This is a genomic window from Archangium gephyra (assembly GCF_042230915.1).
GTDB classification, from domain to species: Bacteria; Myxococcota; Myxococcia; order Myxococcales; family Myxococcaceae; genus Archangium; species Archangium gephyra_B.
This window is the reverse complement of sequence record NZ_CP102578.1, coordinates 8,565,218-8,582,543: the sequence shown is the minus strand read 5'-3', so window position 1 is coordinate 8,582,543 and position 17,326 is coordinate 8,565,218. Positions and strand designations below refer to the sequence as shown.

11 protein-coding genes are annotated in these 17,326 nt (G+C 68.5%); 3 read left to right on the top strand and 8 right to left on the bottom strand.

What is annotated here, in order from left to right:
- Positions 1 to 240 precede the first annotated feature (240 nt).
- The 7 genes from sppA to NR798_RS33490 form a co-directional block, all read right to left on the bottom strand.
- Complete coding sequence (gene sppA, locus NR798_RS33520) at positions 241 to 2,757, bottom strand: signal peptide peptidase SppA (protein ID WP_375766602.1); 2,517 nt, start codon at positions 2,755 to 2,757, stop codon at positions 241 to 243.
- A gap of 48 nt (positions 2,758 to 2,805) precedes the next feature.
- Positions 2,806 to 4,029 carry a PEGA domain-containing protein gene (locus NR798_RS33515; protein WP_375766601.1) on the bottom strand — a complete coding sequence of 408 codons (1,224 nt, stop codon included), beginning with the start codon at positions 4,027 to 4,029 and terminating at the stop codon, positions 2,806 to 2,808.
- Between the two features lie 43 nt (positions 4,030 to 4,072).
- A complete protein-coding gene (locus tag NR798_RS33510; RefSeq protein ID WP_375766600.1) occupies positions 4,073 to 5,503 on the bottom strand; it encodes a PEGA domain-containing protein in 1,431 nt (476 codons plus the stop codon).
- A 63-nt stretch (positions 5,504 to 5,566) separates the two neighbouring features.
- Positions 5,567 to 7,504, bottom strand: a complete 1,938-nt coding sequence (locus NR798_RS33505) for a type IIA DNA topoisomerase subunit B (protein WP_375766599.1) — start codon at positions 7,502 to 7,504, stop codon at positions 5,567 to 5,569.
- 12 nt (positions 7,505 to 7,516) lie between these two features.
- A complete protein-coding gene (locus NR798_RS33500; protein ID WP_375766598.1) occupies positions 7,517 to 9,901 on the bottom strand; it encodes a DNA topoisomerase (ATP-hydrolyzing) subunit A in 2,385 nt (794 codons plus the stop codon).
- Positions 9,902 to 10,566: 665 nt separating this feature from the next.
- On the bottom strand, positions 10,567 to 11,268 hold the full coding sequence (locus NR798_RS33495) for a siderophore-interacting protein (RefSeq protein ID WP_375766597.1): 702 nt from the start codon (positions 11,266 to 11,268) through the stop codon (positions 10,567 to 10,569).
- Positions 11,269 to 11,832: 564 nt separating this feature from the next.
- Positions 11,833 to 12,288, bottom strand: a complete 456-nt coding sequence (locus NR798_RS33490; RefSeq protein WP_375766596.1) for a carboxymuconolactone decarboxylase family protein — start codon at positions 12,286 to 12,288, stop codon at positions 11,833 to 11,835.
- A gap of 162 nt (positions 12,289 to 12,450) precedes the next feature.
- Between NR798_RS33490 and NR798_RS33485 the strand changes: the two genes are divergently transcribed.
- From NR798_RS33485 to NR798_RS33475, 3 genes are all read left to right on the top strand, one after another.
- Positions 12,451 to 13,371 (top strand): sigma-70 family RNA polymerase sigma factor, encoded by a 921-nt coding sequence (locus NR798_RS33485; RefSeq protein WP_375766595.1) that lies wholly within the window; start codon positions 12,451 to 12,453, stop codon positions 13,369 to 13,371.
- 879 nt (positions 13,372 to 14,250) lie between these two features.
- Positions 14,251 to 15,072 carry a peptidoglycan-binding protein gene (locus NR798_RS33480; protein ID WP_375766594.1) on the top strand — a complete coding sequence of 274 codons (822 nt, stop codon included), beginning with the start codon at positions 14,251 to 14,253 and terminating at the stop codon, positions 15,070 to 15,072.
- 184 nt (positions 15,073 to 15,256) lie between these two features.
- A complete protein-coding gene (locus NR798_RS33475) occupies positions 15,257 to 15,874 on the top strand; it encodes a hypothetical protein (RefSeq protein ID WP_375766593.1) in 618 nt (205 codons plus the stop codon).
- A gap of 470 nt (positions 15,875 to 16,344) precedes the next feature.
- Here the strand turns inward: NR798_RS33475 and NR798_RS33470 are convergent, their stop codons facing one another.
- Positions 16,345 to 17,157, bottom strand: coding sequence for a hypothetical protein (locus NR798_RS33470; protein WP_375766592.1), 813 nt, complete (start codon positions 17,155 to 17,157; stop codon positions 16,345 to 16,347).
- Positions 17,158 to 17,326: the final 169 nt, after the last annotated feature.

Here is a 17,326-nt window from a genome sequence, read left to right as displayed (position 1 = left end):
GGAAGAAGTCCCCGGCCGGAGGCGCACGAGGTACAGCGGTCTGTGGGACAGAAGCCCGGCGCGGGGTCTTGGGGACTGCTCGCGTCTGGCACGAGCCACCCGCCGACCGAACCGCCGGCCCCTGGAGCGTCCCGGCGGCCTTTGGGCCCACCGGAAAGCGCCCTCCAACATTAACAGAGGACCCGCCGGGTGCCCGGAGAATTTCGTTCTCCGTGCCCCCTCCGTGTTCTCCTGGACACGTCAGCGCACCTTCAGGGAGTAGGGCTGCACGGCCTTCAGGCCCGGTTCCAGCATCCAGGGTGCATCCAGGCCCACCTCGCGCACGAGCGCCTGGACCCCCGGCGGCAGGGCGGGCTCCACGTTGAGCTCCAGGACGGCCCCCAGGTTCAGCTCCGGAGGCAGGCTCGCGTCCACCCCGGGCTCGCCGCCCAGGGAGGAGAAGGGGCCCCGCGCATCGCCCATCACCACCAGGTCCAATTCCTCCCCGGCGGGCACCTTCGCCCGCTTGCGCGCCGCCTCCACCGCGTCCGTCAGGCCCCCCATGGCGTCCACCAGCCCATGCTCCCGGGCCGCCGAGCCCGCCCACACCCGCCCGCGCGCCACGGCATCCACCTTGGCCTTGTCCAGCTTCCGGGCCACGGACACCTGGGTGATGAAGTCGTCGTAGGCCGCGTCCACCCAGGCCTGCACCGCCTTCTGCTCCGCCTCCGTCCACGGCCTCCACGCGTCGAGCACGTCGGCCATGGGGGCCCGGGTGATGGTCTCCTGGTTCACTCCCAGCTTGTCGCCCAGCAGGCCGCGCAGCGCGGGCTTGAGGAAGAAGACGCCGATGCTCCCCGTCAGGGTGGTGGGCGAGGCCCAGATCTCATCCGCGCCCATGGCGGTGTAGTAGCCGCCCGAGGCCGCCACGTCCCCCATGGAGGCGATGACGGGCTTGTGCTTCTTCGCCTCCAGCACGGCGCGGTACATCAGCTCCGAGGCCAGGACGTCCCCGCCGCCCGAGTCCACCCGCACCACGATGGCGGCCACGGTCGGATCCCTCTGGGCCCGCTCCAGGGCGAGCGCCACCGTCTCCGCGCCGGCGATGGCCTCGCCCCCCAGCGGGGACTTGCGGCTCTTGCCTCCCGAGATGGTGCCCAGCACCGGCACCACGGCGATGCGGCGGCGTCCCGTCCAACGGGGCTCCCGCTCGTCGCGCGGCGAGTAGGTGGGCTCGTAGGTGGCCCCGGGCACCAGCTTCTTCAGCTTGTCCTCCAGCTCCTCGGGCAGCAGCAACCCGTCCACCAGCCCCAGCTCCCGGGCCCGGGCCGCGGTGAGGATGCCGGTGCTCCAGGCCTCTTGGAGGCGCTCGGGGGTGATGCGGCGCGCCTTCGTCACCGCCGCCACGTCATGGGCCGTCTGGCGGTCCAGGTAGGCCTCGAGCGTCTCCCGCTCGGCGGGGCTCATGTCGCGGCGGGTGAGCTGCTCGGGGGCCGTCTTGTACTCGCCCACGCGCGCCACGTCCCAGCTCACGCCCAGCTTCTCCATCGTCCCGCCCACGGAGAGGACGTGGGCGGCCAGGCCGTTGATGAGCAGCACGGAGGAGGGCAGCGCGTACACCTCGTCCGCGGCCGAGGCCACGAAGTACTCCCGGTCATCCACGCTGTAGAGGATGGCCAGCACCTTCTTGCCGGCCGCGCGCATCCGCAGCACCGCCTGGTGCAGCTCGTCCGCCTTGCCCCAGTCCACGCCCGGCAGGCCCGACACCTTCAGCACCACGCCCTCGAGGCGCGGATCCTTCGTGGCCTCGTCCAGCCACCGCGTCAGCCGCAGGTACGGGTCCGGCTCGCTGAAGCCGAGCAGCGCCAGCGTCCCGCCGCGCTCCCTCAGCTCGTCATCCAGGTCCAGCATCGCCACCGCGCCCCCACCCCCGAGCCGCAGGGCCGGGTACTTCTGGCTGGAGAGGCGCACCGCCACCACATGGTCCAACCCGCCGCCCTCGGCGCCTCCGCCCGCGTAGGTGACGCCGAAGCGCGAGCTGTCCAGGGTGGCGGCGAACTGGAGCGCCAGCGAGCGGTCGCTCCCGAGGCCGTGCGAGAAGCCCGCGCCCAGGCCGAGCCCGGGCACGACGGCGGCCTGCAACGTATAGGTGAGGCGCCCCTCGTCCCAGGCGCCCTCCGAGGCGAGGTAGTCCGCGCCCAGCGTCACGCGCTCGCCGAAGGGACGCACGCCCACGGCGAGGTTGTAGCGGCGGGGCAGGGTGAAGGGCCCCTCCACGGGGGCGTTCACGTCCTTCACCACCGCCGCCACGGAGAGGAAGCGCGTGGGGCGCACGGTGAGGCCCAGGTCGAAGCCGGACAGCCTGTCCAGTGAGGCGTCGCGCGAGGAGAGGTTGTGGTAGCCCACGCCCAGCGACAGCTTGCGTGAGCCGAGCGCCAGGCCGAAGGACGTCTTGCGGTAGTCCGGCAGCCCGCGCCCGCGCATCCACTCCAGGCTGAAGCCGGCGCCCAGCCCGCCCAGCAGCGACGTGCCCAGGTAGAGGCCGTCACCCAGTTGGTCGCGCGCCAGGTTGCGCTCGTGCAGGTAGAAGAGCTGCCCGGGTCCGACGAAGCGCAGGCCGGCGGGGTTGACGGAGAGCGCGGTGGCCTCGTCCACCAGCGCGGCGGACGTGGGCGGCAGCGTCACCCCGCGGGGCGGCGTGGCGGGTTGGACGATGAGCCCCGTCTGTGCGAGCGCGAGGCCAGGGAGCAGCAGCAGCAGCAGCGAGAGGGCACGCATGGCCCTCCGGACTCTAGGCGCCGCCTTCCGGCGCACAAGCGCCTTGGCTCACCAATCTTCGGTACCGTTCACTCCCTCCAGCGGATCGCCCTTCTTGGCCTTCTTCTCCTGGTCGCGCCGCTTGCCGCCCCGGTCCTCGCCGTTCCACTCGTCCATGCCGTGGCTGTTCTCCAGCGGATCCGACGCCTTCACCCGCTTCTCCGCGCCGCCGTCGGCATTGTTCAGCAGGTGATTGACCAGCCGGCCCATCTCCGACTTGAGCTGGCCGAACTCGTCACCCTGCAGCACCACGCGCCGCACGCCGAGCCGCTTGCCATTGCTCATGTCGAACAGGCCCAGCACCAGCTCGGTGGTGCCGCTGTCCGGAATGTCGCGCACCGTGCCCACGAAGCCGCGCTCCAGCCCGAGCGCCTTGCCCAGCCCGGCCACCGCGGTGCTGGAGGTCACGTTGGCGCGCATCACCTCGGAGGCCACGCCGTCCAGCCGGGCGTCATAGGCCTTGTAGTCCTCGGTGGGCTGCAGCGCGGTGCTCGCCTCCACGTCGTCCGGGCTCACCTCGAGCAGCTGCCCGTACACGCGGAAGCCGGGGCGCTCCAGGCGCAGCAGGTGCTTGCCCACGGGCAGCGTGGACAGCGTGAGCGGGGTGTAGCCCTTGAACTCGTTGTCGATGAAGACGCGCGCCCCGGCCGGACGGGACTTCACCGTGGCCCCGCCGCGCAGCGCCGCGTGGACGCCCGTGGCCACCTGCACCCGGAACGCGATGAAGTCGCGGCTGTAGCGCTTGGTGTCCAGCTCGTGGGTGGGGTTGAGCGCCATCAAATCCAACAGCGCCAGCTTCGCCTCCTCCACGTCCCCGCGCTGGTGCATCACCGCGGCATAGAGGGCGGTGGCGTCGCACAGCGGATTGCACGAGGCCGTCATCGCCGAGGCGGCCTTCTGCAGCTCCTTCAGCGTGGCGCGGATCTTCAGCTCCGCGTCCTCGTACTCCTTCTTGTCGAAGGCGGCGAGGCTCTCCTCGTACCCCTGCTTGCCCCGCTTGAGCGCCACCAGGGCCTCATCATCCTGCGGCAGGCCGAAGAGATCCTCGGACTTGCGCAGGGTGAAGTTCTGGAACTCGGCCAGGGCCTCGTTCATGTAGCTCTCCATCTTGGGTCCGCTGGCCTCGGCCGTGGGATCCATGGGGACGAGGAGCGAGGCGATGCGCTGGGGCCGGGAGGGCGGCGGGGCCGCCAGCGCGAGAGAGGGGAGCAGGAGAAGCGCAAGGGCTTTCATATGGACCTCGGAAGCACGGGACCCGGAGGGGCCGCGATGATCGCTACCAACCAGAGCCGAAGCTGCCCAACCGGACGCCCAGGGGTTTCTGGGGCTGGGACGCCATCAGGATGCCCGCGGTGGTGGCCACGGCCACCCCACCCACCGCCGCCCAGAACCAGGGCTTCTTCACCAGCGCCGGCAGCGCGATGGGCAGCGAGGGGCCGGGCACGTGCTTGCCGGTGAGGAAGGCGTGCAGCTCGCGCACGGCCTTCTCCCGCTCGCGGGGCTCCTCGGGGTTGAGCTCCACCCCGCGCAGGCGGTTCTTGAGTTGCACGTCCCAGGCATACAGCACGGCCTCGGTGCGGCCGCGGCGGTCCTGCTCCACCCGGGCGAGCACCACGTAGCGCGCGCCGAGCTTCTCGCCGAGCTGCGCCACCTCGGGCGGGAGCGTGTCGGACTGGAGGGAGCGGGAGGTGGACACGGTGGTGGCCAGGCTGCGCACCGCGGCCAGGCCGGGCGTGGGCTCGAGCGTGGGGCGCAGCTCGCCGCGCTGGGCGGGCGCCACCTGCTGGAAGACGCCGAAGGGGGCGTAGCCGGGGAGGGTGAGCACCACCGGGTGGGGGCCGGGCGCGAGCTCCACGTCCTTGAGCGGCGTGGTGCCGAGGCTCTCGCCCTTCACCACCACCTGCGCGCCGGAGGGGACGGAGTCGATGGCGAGCGTGCCGCGCGGCTGGCGGGACAGGGCCACCTTCGCGGCGTTGAAGGCCTCGTGCACGTCCTGGCCGAAGAGCTCGGACTCGGGCTGGAGGGTGGGGGCGGTGAGCTGCGCCCGGGTGAAGGCCTCTTGGCCTCCGGCGGCGTCTCCGTTGAGCAGCCGCGAGGCGCCCAGGAAGATGTAGACGCGGGCCAGCCGCTCCGGCTTCACCTCCGCCGGGTAGCGCTCGTAGAAGGCCACGGCCTCGGCGAACTTCTTCGACGCGGCCTCCGGGTCCAGGTTGTCGTAGAGGCCCTTGCCCTCATCGAAGAGGGCATCGCCCTGCTGCAGGGACGGGGGGGGCGGGGGCGGGAAGAGGGCCGCGAGGTCCACCAGCCGCACCTCCGCCTGGGCGCCGAGCGCACCTCGCAGGTCGGTCTCGACGCGGGCGGCGGCCGTGGAGGCGCCCGGATTGGAAGGGATGGCCAGCACCGCGACGCTGCCCGCCCAGGTGGGAGGCGCGGGCGTGGCCGCCGGAGCGGGTTCCACGGGAGCGGTGGGGGCCGGCGCGAGGGTCCGGGGCGCCACGGGCGCATCCGCGGCCTGTGGGGGCACCTCGCCGGCTGGAGTCTCGGTGGACTCCGGTGGGGGGGCGCTCTGCTCGGCGTCCGGGGTCTTCTTCTTCTTCGACTTGCGGGCCGAAGCGGACGAGCCACGGCGGGGGGCGGCCTCGGTGACACCGGAGGCCGTGCCCAGCAGCAACGCGAGCGAAAGGGCGAGGGGGGTCTTCAGTCGCACGGGGCATGATGCTAGCCGAGCCAGGGGCCCGTGCACCATGCCCCGGCCGGGGCCCCTCGGCTCCTACACGTCCAGGTCTTCGACCTCGTTGGCGCTCTCCATGATGAACTTGAAGCGCGCGCTGACATCCCGGCCCATCAGATCGTTGATGACCTGATCGGTGAGGAGCGGGTTGTCGATGGTCACCCTCAGGCTCTGGCGGAGCTTCGGGTCCAGGGTGGTCTCCTTCAGCTCGTCCGGCGTCATCTCGCCCAGACCCTTGAAGCGCATGACGCTGGGCTTGGCGTTGCCCTTGACCTTCTCGCGGATGATCTGGTCGCGGTGGACCTCGTCGAGCGCCCAGTACGTCTCCTTGCCGATGTCCACCCGGAAGAGGGGCGGCTGGGCGAGGTAGATGTGCCCCTGCTCGATGAGCGGGCGCAGGTGCCGGTAGAAGAAGGTGAGCAGCAGCGTGGCGATGTGGTTGCCGTCGCTGTCGGCGTCCATCATCAGGAAGATGCGGCCGTAGCGCAGCTTGGTGATGTCGAAGTCGCCGCCGATGCCGCAGCCCAGGGCGCTGACGATGTCCGTGAGCTCCTTGTTGCCCACCACCTTGTCGGTGGAGGCCTGCTCGGCGTTGAGCACCTTGCCGCGCAGCGGGAGGACGGCCTGGGTGCGCCGGTCGCGGCCCTGCTTGGCCGAGCCACCTGCGGAGTCACCTTCCACGAGGAACAGCTCGCTCTGTGCCGGGTCGGTCGAGGAGCAGTCCGCCAGCTTGCCCGGCAGGTTGAGCCGGTGGCTGACGGCCGTCTTGCGGCTGATGGCCTGGGAGGCGGCACGGCTGGCCTCGCGGGCGCGGGCGGCCAGCGTGATGCGGGCCACCACCGACTCGGCGATGGACTTGTTGTCGTTGAGCCACTTCTCCAGCGCGGGGCGGATGACGCCGTCCACCTGGGCCGAGGTTTCCGGGTTGTTGAGGCGCCCCTTCGTCTGGCCCTGGAACTGCGGCTCCACCACGTACGTGGAGAGGATGGACGTCATGCCCTCGCGGATGTCCTCCGCGGTGAGCGTGACACCCTTGGGCGCGATGTCGTGCGTCTCGATGTAGTTGCGCACCGCCTTCACCACCGCGCTGCGCAGACCCGCCTCGTGCGTGCCGCCCAGGGGCGTGGGGATGCCGTTGACGTACGAGCGGATGTGCTCGTCCGTGGCCTCCGTCCACACCAGCGCGGCCTCCAGGCGCACCCCGTTGTCGCGCGAGTGGTAGAAGATGGCCGTGCTGCCCGACGGCACCACCGGCTTGCCCCGCTCGGCCACCACCTTGGTGAGGTACTCGGCGATGCCACCGTCGTGCTTGAACTCCTCCTTCACCGCGGGCGTGGCCGTCTCATCCTTCCAGATGACGGTCATGCCCTTGTGCAGGTAGCTCTTCGCCTCGAGCCGCTCGCGGATGAGCTTCGCGTCGAACTTCAGCTTCTCGCCGAAGATCTCCGGGTCGGGCTCGAAGGTGGTGGAGGTGCCGGTGCCCCGCGCCGGGCCCTCGGCCTTGAGCGGGGTGAGGGGCTTGCCGCGCCCGTACGTCTGGACGTGGCGCTTCCCGTCGCGCTTGATCTCCACCACCATCTTGCGCGCGAGGGCGTTCACCACCGAGCTGCCCACGCCGTGCAGACCACCCGAGTGGACGTAGTTGCCCTGCTCGAACTTACCGCCCGCGTGAAGCGTGGTGAGGATGATCTCCACCGCCGGCTTCTTGTACTTGGGCATGATGTCGATGGGGATGCCTCGCCCATCGTCGGTGATCGTCACCGTGCGGCAGTCCTTGTGGAGCGTGACTTCCACGGTGGACGCAAAGCCGTTGATGACCTCGTCCACCGAGTTGTCGAGGATCTCCCACAGCAGGTGGTGATAGCCCGTGGCGTCGGTGCCGCCGATGTACATCGCCGGGCGCTTGCGGACCGGCTCCAGGCCCTCGAGGACCTGGATGTCCGCGCCCGTATAGGTCGTCTTCTTGGTCGTCGCCATGACTGTCTCCGGCTAGTCCTTCTTCTGCTCCGGCAGCGGGATGTAGAGGGGCATGCGTGCCACCTCCTTCACCGCGTCCTTGCGCGACATCTCGTGGCCCTTGCCACCGCGGCCCGTCACTTCGAACTTGCCCGCGTGCAGGGTGAGCTTGCGGCCCTTCTGCGTCTCGAAGGTGATCCCCGCGTCCTTGTTGCCGTGGGGGGCGACGATGAAGTCCAGCACCCGGTCGCCCTCGTCCACCTTGATGACGGTGACGCCCTTGCCCGGACCGGCCAGCTCGTTGATCTCCGCCACCTTGCACACCAGGGCGGCGGTCCGCTCGGTGAGCACGCCCACCAGATCCTTGTCCTCCACCGGCTGCACGCCGACGATCTCATCGCCCTCGCCCGTCTTGGCGTAGCGGCGCCCGGCGCGGGTGGAGAGCTCCAGGTGCGGGGCCAGCGGGAAGCGCATGCCCATGCCCAGCTTGGTGACACCCAGCAGCTTCTCCGGGCGCCACAGGCGGCTGTCGAGCGACAGCGCGGCCACGATCCGCTCGCCGTCGTCGAACTTGAAGAGCTTCTGCACCGGATCGCCGTACCCCGTGGAGGCCGGCACGTCGTTGAAGCGCGTGACGTAGGCGGTGCCGAAGTTGCTGAAGAGCACGAGGTTCGCCCTCAGGCTGCCGGCGAGCACCGTCATCACGGCATCGCCCTCGCGCAGACGGGTGGAGGCAGGGTCCTTCACCTCGCGCACGCGCTTGATCCACCCGTCGCGGGTGATGACGACGTGGGCGTCCTCGTCGGCGATGAGCGCCTCGGCGTCGAAGGTCATCTCCTCGGCACCGCCGCGGCTCACCTTGGTGCGGCGCTTCTGCATGCCGTAGGCGGCCTTCACCTCGGCCAGCTCGTCCTTCACCGTGGCCCACAGCCGCGGGTTGCTCTTGAGCAGCGCCTCCAGCTCCTTGATCTGCTTGCGCTTCTCCTTGAGCTCGTTCTGGACCACCAGGATCTCCAGGCGGGCCAGCTTGTAGAGCTTCATCTCCAGGATGGCTTCCACCTGGATCTCATCCAGCTTGAAGCGCGCAATGAGCTTCTTGGCGGCGTCCTGCTTGCCCTCGGAGGCGCGGATGATGCGGATCATCTCGTCCAGGGCGTCGTAGACCTTCTCGAAGCCCTCGAGGATGTGGACGCGCTTCTTCAGCTCGTCGAGCTGGTACTGGATGCGCCGCTTGATGACCTGCAGGCGGAAGTCCAGGAAGTACTGGAGGATCTCCTTGAGCCCCAGGCGCTTGGGGGTGCCGACCTCGGGGTTCTCCGGGTTGGGCACGAGGCAGGTGAGGTTGACGTTGAAGTTCGTCTGAAGCGGCGTGTTCTTGTAGAGGTACGCCATGGCCAGCTCGTGGCTGGCGTCCTTCTTGAGCTCCAGGACGATGCGCACGTCCTTGGTGGACTCGTCGCGCACGTCCACGATGAGCGGCAGCTTGCGCTCGCGGACGATCTCCCCGAACTTGGCCACCAGCGTGGACTTGTTGACCGTGTAGGGGATGGACGTGATGACGATCTGCTGGCCGCCCTTCTTGAGCTCCTCCAGCTCGTACTCGCCGCGCAGGCGCACGCTGCCCTGGCCCGTCTCGTAGATCTCCTGCAGCTCCTTCTGGGAGTTGAGGATCTCTCCGCCGGTGGGGAAGTCCGGCCCCTTGACCCACTTGAGCAGCTGCTTGACGGTGAGGGTGTTGTCGTCCACGAGCGCGGTGAGCGCGTCGCACAGCTCCGCCAGGTGGTGGGGCGGGATGTTGGTTGCCATGCCCACGGCGATGCCCGTGGTGCCGTTCATCAGCAGGTGGGGAACGCGCGAGGGCAGGACGATGGGCTCGGTGCGCGTGCCGTCGTAGTTGGGCCGGAAGTCGACCGTCTTCTGGCCCAGCTCGTTGAGCAGCTCTTCGGAGAGCTTCTCCAGGCGGCACTCGGTGTAACGGTAGGCGGCGGCGGCGTCGCCATCGAGCGAGCCGAAGTTGCCGTGGCCGTCCACGAGGGGGTAGCGCAGGGAGAAGTCCTGCGCCATGCGCACGAGGGCATCGTAGATGGCGGTGTCGCCGTGCGGGTGGTAGGGGCCCATGATGGCGCCGACGACCTGGGCGCACTTCTTGTACTTGGCGTCGTGCGAGAGGTTGAGGTCGTTCCACATGCCGTACAGGATGCGGCGCTGCACGGGCTTGAGGCCGTCACGCACGTCGGGCAGGGCGCGCGAGGTGATGACGGAGAGGGCGTAGTTGAGGTAGCGGCGGCGGGCCTCATCGGCGAGCGAGGCGGGCGTGGCACCACCGCCACCGCCTCCCGCGGCCGCGGCGACACCATCGCCACCGCCACCCGAGGCTCCCTGCTTCTTGCGCGTCTTGTTATCCGCTTGTGCGAGCATGCTCATGTGTTCAGGTCAGGACCGTCCGTATCCCTCTGGAACGCGGGGCGCGGCTCGCGCACTCCGGGCCCGGGACGGAAAGTGATGAGCCGGCGGGAGTACCACGGCCCACTGTGAAAGGGAACAAATTCGAGGGGTTGCAACGCCTCGGGGGTGGGGTGTCTATACACATGTTCAGTATTTCGGGCCACGAAATCGAGTGATGGAGGGCCTCGAAGGTGGGGTCGTCACGCTTGCCTGCCTGGGTTGGGACCGGGACGAGGGGTAGGAGCGGGAACGTACTGGGGGTGGGAGAAAGAACCTACCTGGAGGGTAGGTGGGCGGGGGGCGGAGAGGGGCCTGCTTGCCCTCCGAGGTAGGGCAGGGGGGGGGCAGGCGGTGCGTCATGGACCCGGTTGAGAGGACCATGGGCGGATACTGCCTCGGGGGTCTGACACGACGTGCGCTGTTCTCCTACCCGGCAGGACAGCAGACGAGCCGGGGAGCGTGAGCAGGGGTCGTGAGTCCTGCTGGCGGGGAGGCAGACCTCCGCGGGATGGGAACGGTTGCGAGCAGCCGCTGCCTCCAACGGGGCGCGTGGCGCGCTGGCGTTGGAGCGGTTGTCACGACGCCCGCTGTCGGACGGCACCACGCTGACACCCTTCCTGGCGGGCTGCGCGCTTGCTTCAGTCCAACCCAACCTTACCGGGTGCCCAGTACGCTTTGGCTTTGGCGGTCGCGAGGCCGATCCCTCGGGCTTTGAGTCCCTGGCGCACGCCCTGGATGGCTGCCGCGCGGCCCGAGAGGACGAGTGGAGCCCCAGGGTGCGCCTGGAGCGTCTTGATGACCGCGTCGACCAGCGCCTCACGGTGGGCTTCGTTCGCCTGGCGGGCGACAAGCGTCGCGCCGCTGAAACCCAGGGCGTCGAGTGCCGCTCGGGTCTCGCCAGGGTCGGTGACCTCGAGGACCGTCCTTCCGGGCACACCATTGGCCCGCGCCAGCGCCAGGCTCGTCTCGTCGCCGAAGACCACTGCCGGGGAGGTACCGCCGACGACGAGCGAGCTTCGGGGTCCGAAGACCTGGAGCGCGGCCCCGGGGCTGGCCGTCTTTGCCCACTGCGTGCCCGGCCCATCGCCGTGCAGATACGCGAGCAACTCGGTCTCGCCCGTGCTCGGGTCCCAGCGCAGGGGCGTGTAGGTCCTCGTCCCAATACCCGGCAGAAAGATCTGGAGCTTGTCGCCTGGGGTCCAGTTCACTCCACGCAAGGCAGGCCCCGAGAGCACCAGCCGGCGGAAGCGGCGGCCGACATCCTCCACGCGGGTCACCGTGGCGTCTCGGAAGAGAATGCGGCCGATGAGGCCCTGGACGGCGGCTTTGGCAGAAGTCATGGCGGTCCTCGTGGGGGAGGCACCAACGCTACCCGGGGAGTCCCTGTCGCGAGCATGAAGAAACATGAAGGGCTCAGCGGTTTCACCTCCGGTCCCGTGGTGGGCGTACTGCTCCCTCACCTCGATGGTGACGGCGGCCGGAGCTCTGCTACGTCCAGTGGAGGCGGCGGGAATCGAACCCGCGCCGGGCGGTGCGAAACTCCCAGCAGAATCGCGCCCTTACCTCGCAACCGTCCGGAATGCTTGGGAGTCGATATCCCGCCGCGTCCCACCCTGTCCCGCCCCGTTCCAGGTCATTCCGCATGTTCATGCGACATACGCGCGACATGGCGAGGGAATTCTACCCACAGCACCCGCATACCCGGTCCGCGCACCTCAAGCGGAGCCCTCGGCCGTTGGGGCATGCTTTGACGCGCCAGGCATTGAAGGAATTGCGTGAGCAGTACCGGGCTTTCGTCGCGGCGATCCGAGAGGCGGCCGCGCGGTGGAAGCTGGAGCGGCTGTGCCGCTATGGAGCACGTGGATCGTTGGCGCTGGTGCGTTTGTCACGAGCGGAGGACGGCCTTAAGGCTGTGCCTTGACCGGCATCCGAAAGGGCGCGCCGAGCCGGTTGAAGGCGTTCATCGCGGCGATCGCGATCGTGAGATCGACGAGATCCTTCGGCTCGAACGCAGCGGCCGCCGCGGCATAGGCTTCGTCGGAGGCATGAGTTTCGCTGACTCGCGTCACTTCTTCCGCCCATGCGAGCGCCGCGTGATACTGCGGTGGGAACAAGTGCGGCACTTCAGCCCAAACCGGTACGAGCGCCACCTTGTCCACTGGCATGGTCTTGAGTAGGTCGCGCGTGTGCAGATCGATGCAATGCGCGCAGCCGTTAATCTGGGACACCCGCAGGAACACCAGATGGATCATTTCTTCCGGCAGGTTGGTGCCGGTGGCGACATAATGATGCACACCGAACAGCGCCTGCGCTCCTTTCGGCGCCACTTCGTGCCAGACCAGCCTCTTGATCTCGTTCATGCCTGCTTCCTTTGTCAGCGGCGTCCAAGCGACGCTCGCTGCATTGACGAAGCGGGCCGTCCGTTGTGTGACACGCCGTGGAAAATTTTCGATCAGCCTGCGATCGTGTCACGATGTGGCGGGCTGGCTCGCCACATCAGCAAATCCAAAGAGGAGCCGTGAGTGACGAGGAGCGAGAGCGAGAAGGTGGCGAGCCAAGCGCCGCAGCAGACCCCGCGCCTTTCGGACTTTCAACGAGAACGTAAGCGGCTGGTACGCCTGGCGTACCGTATGCTCGGGTCGTTCAGCGAAGCCGAGGATGTCGTGCAGGATGCTTGGCTCAAATGGGAGCAAGTCGAAGGCGGCGTCGATGCCCCGACGGCCTATCTGACGCGCATCGTCACGCGCCTGTGCCTCGATCAGCTGAAATCGGCACGCGCGCGCCGGGAAACTTATGTCGGGCCGTGGCTACCGGACCCGCTGATGGGCTCGACTGACCCAGATGAGGCCATCGCCGACGACATCACGGTCACGCTGATGCTCGCGATGGAGCGCTTGTCGCCGCTGGAACGGGCGGCGTTCCTGCTCCACGACGTGTTCGACGTTGCACTGAATGACGTCGCCGTGACGCTCAGCCGGGAGCCTGCGGCGGTTCGCCAGTTGGCTTCGCGCGCGCGCAAGCATGTGCAGGCCGCCCGGCCGCGCTTTAGCGTCGAAGCGGCAGAGGCGAACCGCATGACGCAAGCCTTCTTCGTTGCCGCGCGCGACGGTGACATCGCAGCGCTCGCCTCGCTGTTGGCGAATGAGGTCGAGCTCCACACCGATGGCGGAGGTAAGGTCTTGGCCTTCCGCAACATCATCCGCGGTCTCGATCGTGCGCTGCGCCTGTTCGCCGGGCTTCGGCGCAAGAACGCGACGTCGCCCACATTGCTGCATACCTCCGTCATTGATGGCTTGCCGGGCTACATCAGTATCGACCGCGGTGTCGTGCAGACAACCGCGCTCGATATTCGTGACGGAAGGATCGCGGCGATCTACATCGTCCGGAACCCCGATAAGCTAAGGCATCTGGGGAAGCCGATCCAAGAGCATCCATTGGCCTGAAATCTGCGCGAGACTGACGATCGAACTTACCGGCGGCAGGGCAATGTCGGGAGGTCACAGGCCAGGAGGCCCCTGTCCTTCGTCTCCAGGGCCTGCGCCACCAGCGCCCCCACCTCCTTCCTCTCCCCCGCGGGGACGGGGCCAGCGCGGGCAGATCGGCCTCGGCCACCTGGGCCAGGGGCGTGGGCGACAGCGGGTCGGCCAGGGCCGGGGTGGAGAGGGAGAGCAGCGAGAGGACGGCGAGGGTGGACAGCTTGAGGCGTACGGATTTGGTCCAAATTTGGTCCGACAAGAACCGATTTGGTCCCCCAAGATGCTCCACGCCTCCTCGTTAGGGGTGGGTTCGACTCAAGGCGGCGGGCAACCTCAATTGGAAGCGGCGGGAATCGAACCTGCCGCCTCCACTCCCAGAGCGGGCTTGGCGGAGTCTCGTGGGAGCCTGGCGGTAGCGTGTGCCCTGGCGAGGTGTGGCTGGGGAGGAGTTGGTGGGGACGCACGGGTGGGAGTACCGGCAGAGGCGGCCGGAGGGGACGGTGTTGTATGCGGCGGTGAGGGACAACCTCGCCACGCTGCTGGCGGAGGCGAGCGAGCTGGGGCGCGGCCTGCCCCGGTACGTGGAGCGGGACTTCGCCCGGTACCACGAACTTCTCGTCGCCTTCTCGTGCAAGGGGCGAGGGGGGTGCCCGTCCTGCAATGCGAAGCGGGCGAAACACGAGGCTCGGGGCTCAGTTGACCTTCACGGAGACGGCCGCCGAGGTGGTGACATGGCCTGCCGCGTCATACGCCTTGGCCGTCGAGGGAGCGGATGTCTGGCTGGGAGTTGCAAGCCTTCACAAAGCCGTCAGCACCACCGCACCTTGAGGCAGAGGGAGGTTCCCCATGCCAACTCCTACCGGAATCGATACGACGTTCCTTCAACTCACATCCATGCACCTGCCCGTCGTGCTGCACAAGGGCTCGCGTGGCCCATTGGTCATCGAGCTGCAACGCAGGCTGGTGGCAGCCGGCTTCAACCCCGGCCTGGCCGATGGCTTCTTCGGCTCGCAGACGGAGGACGCGGTGCAGTCCTTCCAACGGAGTCAGGGGATGAACGTGGACGGAATCGTGGACCCCGGCACCTGGCGCGAGCTCGGAGTCCACTTCCAGCCTCCGGAGCGGGAAGAGCCCGAGGGCCCGGGCCTCTCCTTGGAGCTGCTGCGGACCGTCATGCCCCACTGCTCGGAGATGCGGGCCACCGAGTTGCTGCCGCACCTCAACAAGGCGATGGCCGAGGCGGACATCACGACCCCCCAGCGCCAGGCGGCCTTCCTCGCCCAACTCGCCATCGTGACCGGGCAGCTCAACCTCCTCGAGGAGCCGGATTCAGGCGAGCAGTTCGAGGGCCGGGAAGACCTGGGCAACGTGCGGCCTGGGGACGGAGCTCGCTACAAGGGCCGCGGCCCCCTCCTGCTCACCGGCCGGGCCAACTACCGTGCCGCCGGCAAGGCGCTGGGCATCGATCTGGAGGGCAACCCCGAGCTCGCCGCGGACCCCGAGGTGGGTTTCCGCCTCGCGGCCTGGTACTGGACCAACCGCGACCTCAACGCCGTGGCGGACGAGGGAGACTTCGAGGAAATCACCCGCCGCTTCATCGGGCGCGAGACCGTGCTGCCCAGGCACATGGTTTTCTATCGGCGCGCGCTGGCCATGCTCGCTCATTAGCCAGAAAGGAGCAGGGCCTGAGCGCGCGCGCGGGGGCTCGGGACGTCAGCGTGCGGTTCAATCCGAGGACCCGGGGCGGCTCACGCCCATCGGGGACGTGTAACGCCCGGATACCCGATTGATGACACGACTCCCACGAAGAAGGTGAACAGGGCCCCGTTTGTTCTGCGTTCAGGGGCCGTCCATGAATCCGCAAGTCATCCTCATCCTCAGTGCGATGGTATTCATCCTGATCGCCCTCGTTGGAGGAGGGATCGAAGCCAAGGAGGTCAAGCTCCCGAGGTTGGCGACGTGGGCGAGAATCGTCTCCGCCCTCCTCGGAGTGGGGCTGTTTGCCCTCGCCTTCGTCACCGCGACACCGCCGGACCAGCGGCCGCCCGGCCCCGAGACGCCACCTGATCGTCATGAGCGGATCCTCTACGAGGACCACCAGCAGGAAACCAGCGTCCACGGCTTGCGGCTGCTGTCGTTGAGCGCGATGGGTGCGCACGATCCCCCGCGCCTCTACGATCGCCTCACGGTCGAATTCGAACTGAAGAACGTCAGTGGCGCCCCGATCAAGCTGGTCGATACGTTCGTCGCCGCCAGGAATCCGTCAGGTGAAAAGAAGAATTTCGGGCTCGCGGAAACACACCTGACGCTTCAGCCGAACGAGACAGTGAGGACCCGGGCCAGCCAGATCCTCGATGCCGCTGGCAAGTGGGTGATCGGGCCGGGCTATGCGCTCGGCGAAGACTGGACCACAGCCGCCTATCCCGGCGAATGGAGCCGTTTTCCGGTCCATGTCGAGGCAACCCGGTAGCCAGGAGGCCCATGACACGCGCGTCCGCGGAGAGCGCCCGCGCCCGTGCCAACCCTGGCACGTTCCTCCCCGCCGTCCGGCGCTCCCCCAAGCAGCAGGAGTGGGGGAGGCGAGCGTGGCGCTCGAGGCAGCGGCCAGGAAGGAGCCGCAGAAGGAGAGGACGCCGCGAGTGGACTTTCGCGGAACTCCAGAGGAAGACATTCGACTTCGACGTGTTCGCGTGCTTGAGGTGTGGAGGCAGGCGGCGGGTGTTGGCGTACCCTTCCTCTGCCTCTCTGCTCCCCCCGCTGCCCTCGACATTGCCCCCATTCCTCTACAGCGTGGACGGCAGCCCGCTGTCCGCCACCAGCCGCGGCGAGAGGTCGATGCGCCAGGCGGTGGCGTAGGTCTTCAGTCGCCGCGGTAGAGCGGCGGGATGAGCACGGGGCAGGCCAGGCGCGGGCTCGATGATCCGCACCACCTCGACGCTTTCAGAAGCAGACTGCCGTCGCCCCCAGATCAACCTGCTGGGAAGCCCCTCCCAGGTACCAGGCGCCGCCACTGGAGTAGATCTCAACCGATTCCCCCGCGCCCCCGAACCTGCCCGTCACGCGGGTCAGCACGCACGCCCGGGTGGTGTCGCCGCTGTCCATGCGGACCGGACCCATGCCTTGATACCAGGAGTACGTCCCCGAGTAGGAGGGCACGCTGATGCACCTGGCCTTCGCCCCCACGCCCCACTGCATCGAGCCGCCTCCCAGGTACCAGTTTCCCGCGCTCACGTAGGTCTCGACATGTTCGCCTCCACCCCCGAACAGTCCTTGCATCTCCGTGAGGAAGCATACGCGACCCGCTGCGGTGCCCAGGTTGACCGCTGGGTTGCCCTGGACCCACGAATACTCCTGGCCATAAGAGCCCGCCCCCGGGACGGACACGCACCGTGCATGCGCTCCAACGCCCGGCCAGGTCGCGTTGCCACCGACGAACCAGCGCCCAAAGAGGGTGCTGGTGATGATGGTATTGGAAGCATTACCGAAGTCTCCGGTCATCTTGTTGAGGAAGCAGACCCGGTCCGAGGCGCTTCCGAGATCCACGACCGGCCCCGAGTTCCAGCCCGTGCCCGACCACGACCCCTGGCTGATAACGGACAGCCCCTGCTCGGCCGTGCCAGACCCCGTGTCGGCGCCTTGTGGCAGCGCATCCGCCGGGCTTTCTCCCATCTGGCCAGGGCTCGTCGCGGGATCGCATCCCGCGAGCAGGCCCGAGACAACCAGCACCGCGCTGATACACGTGAGCTTCGACATGATTTCTTCTCCTGCTGAGTGTGTGACCGCCCAAGGGGTGGCGCTCGCGTATTCAGCAAGCCACGTGCCGGCCGTTTCCTGGGGGGGCGGCGCCGAAAACCCGCGCCAGCGCCTCGCGCAGCGGCAAGTTCTGGCCGAGAAGACTTGCCGGGCCACTCCGCCCGGCAAC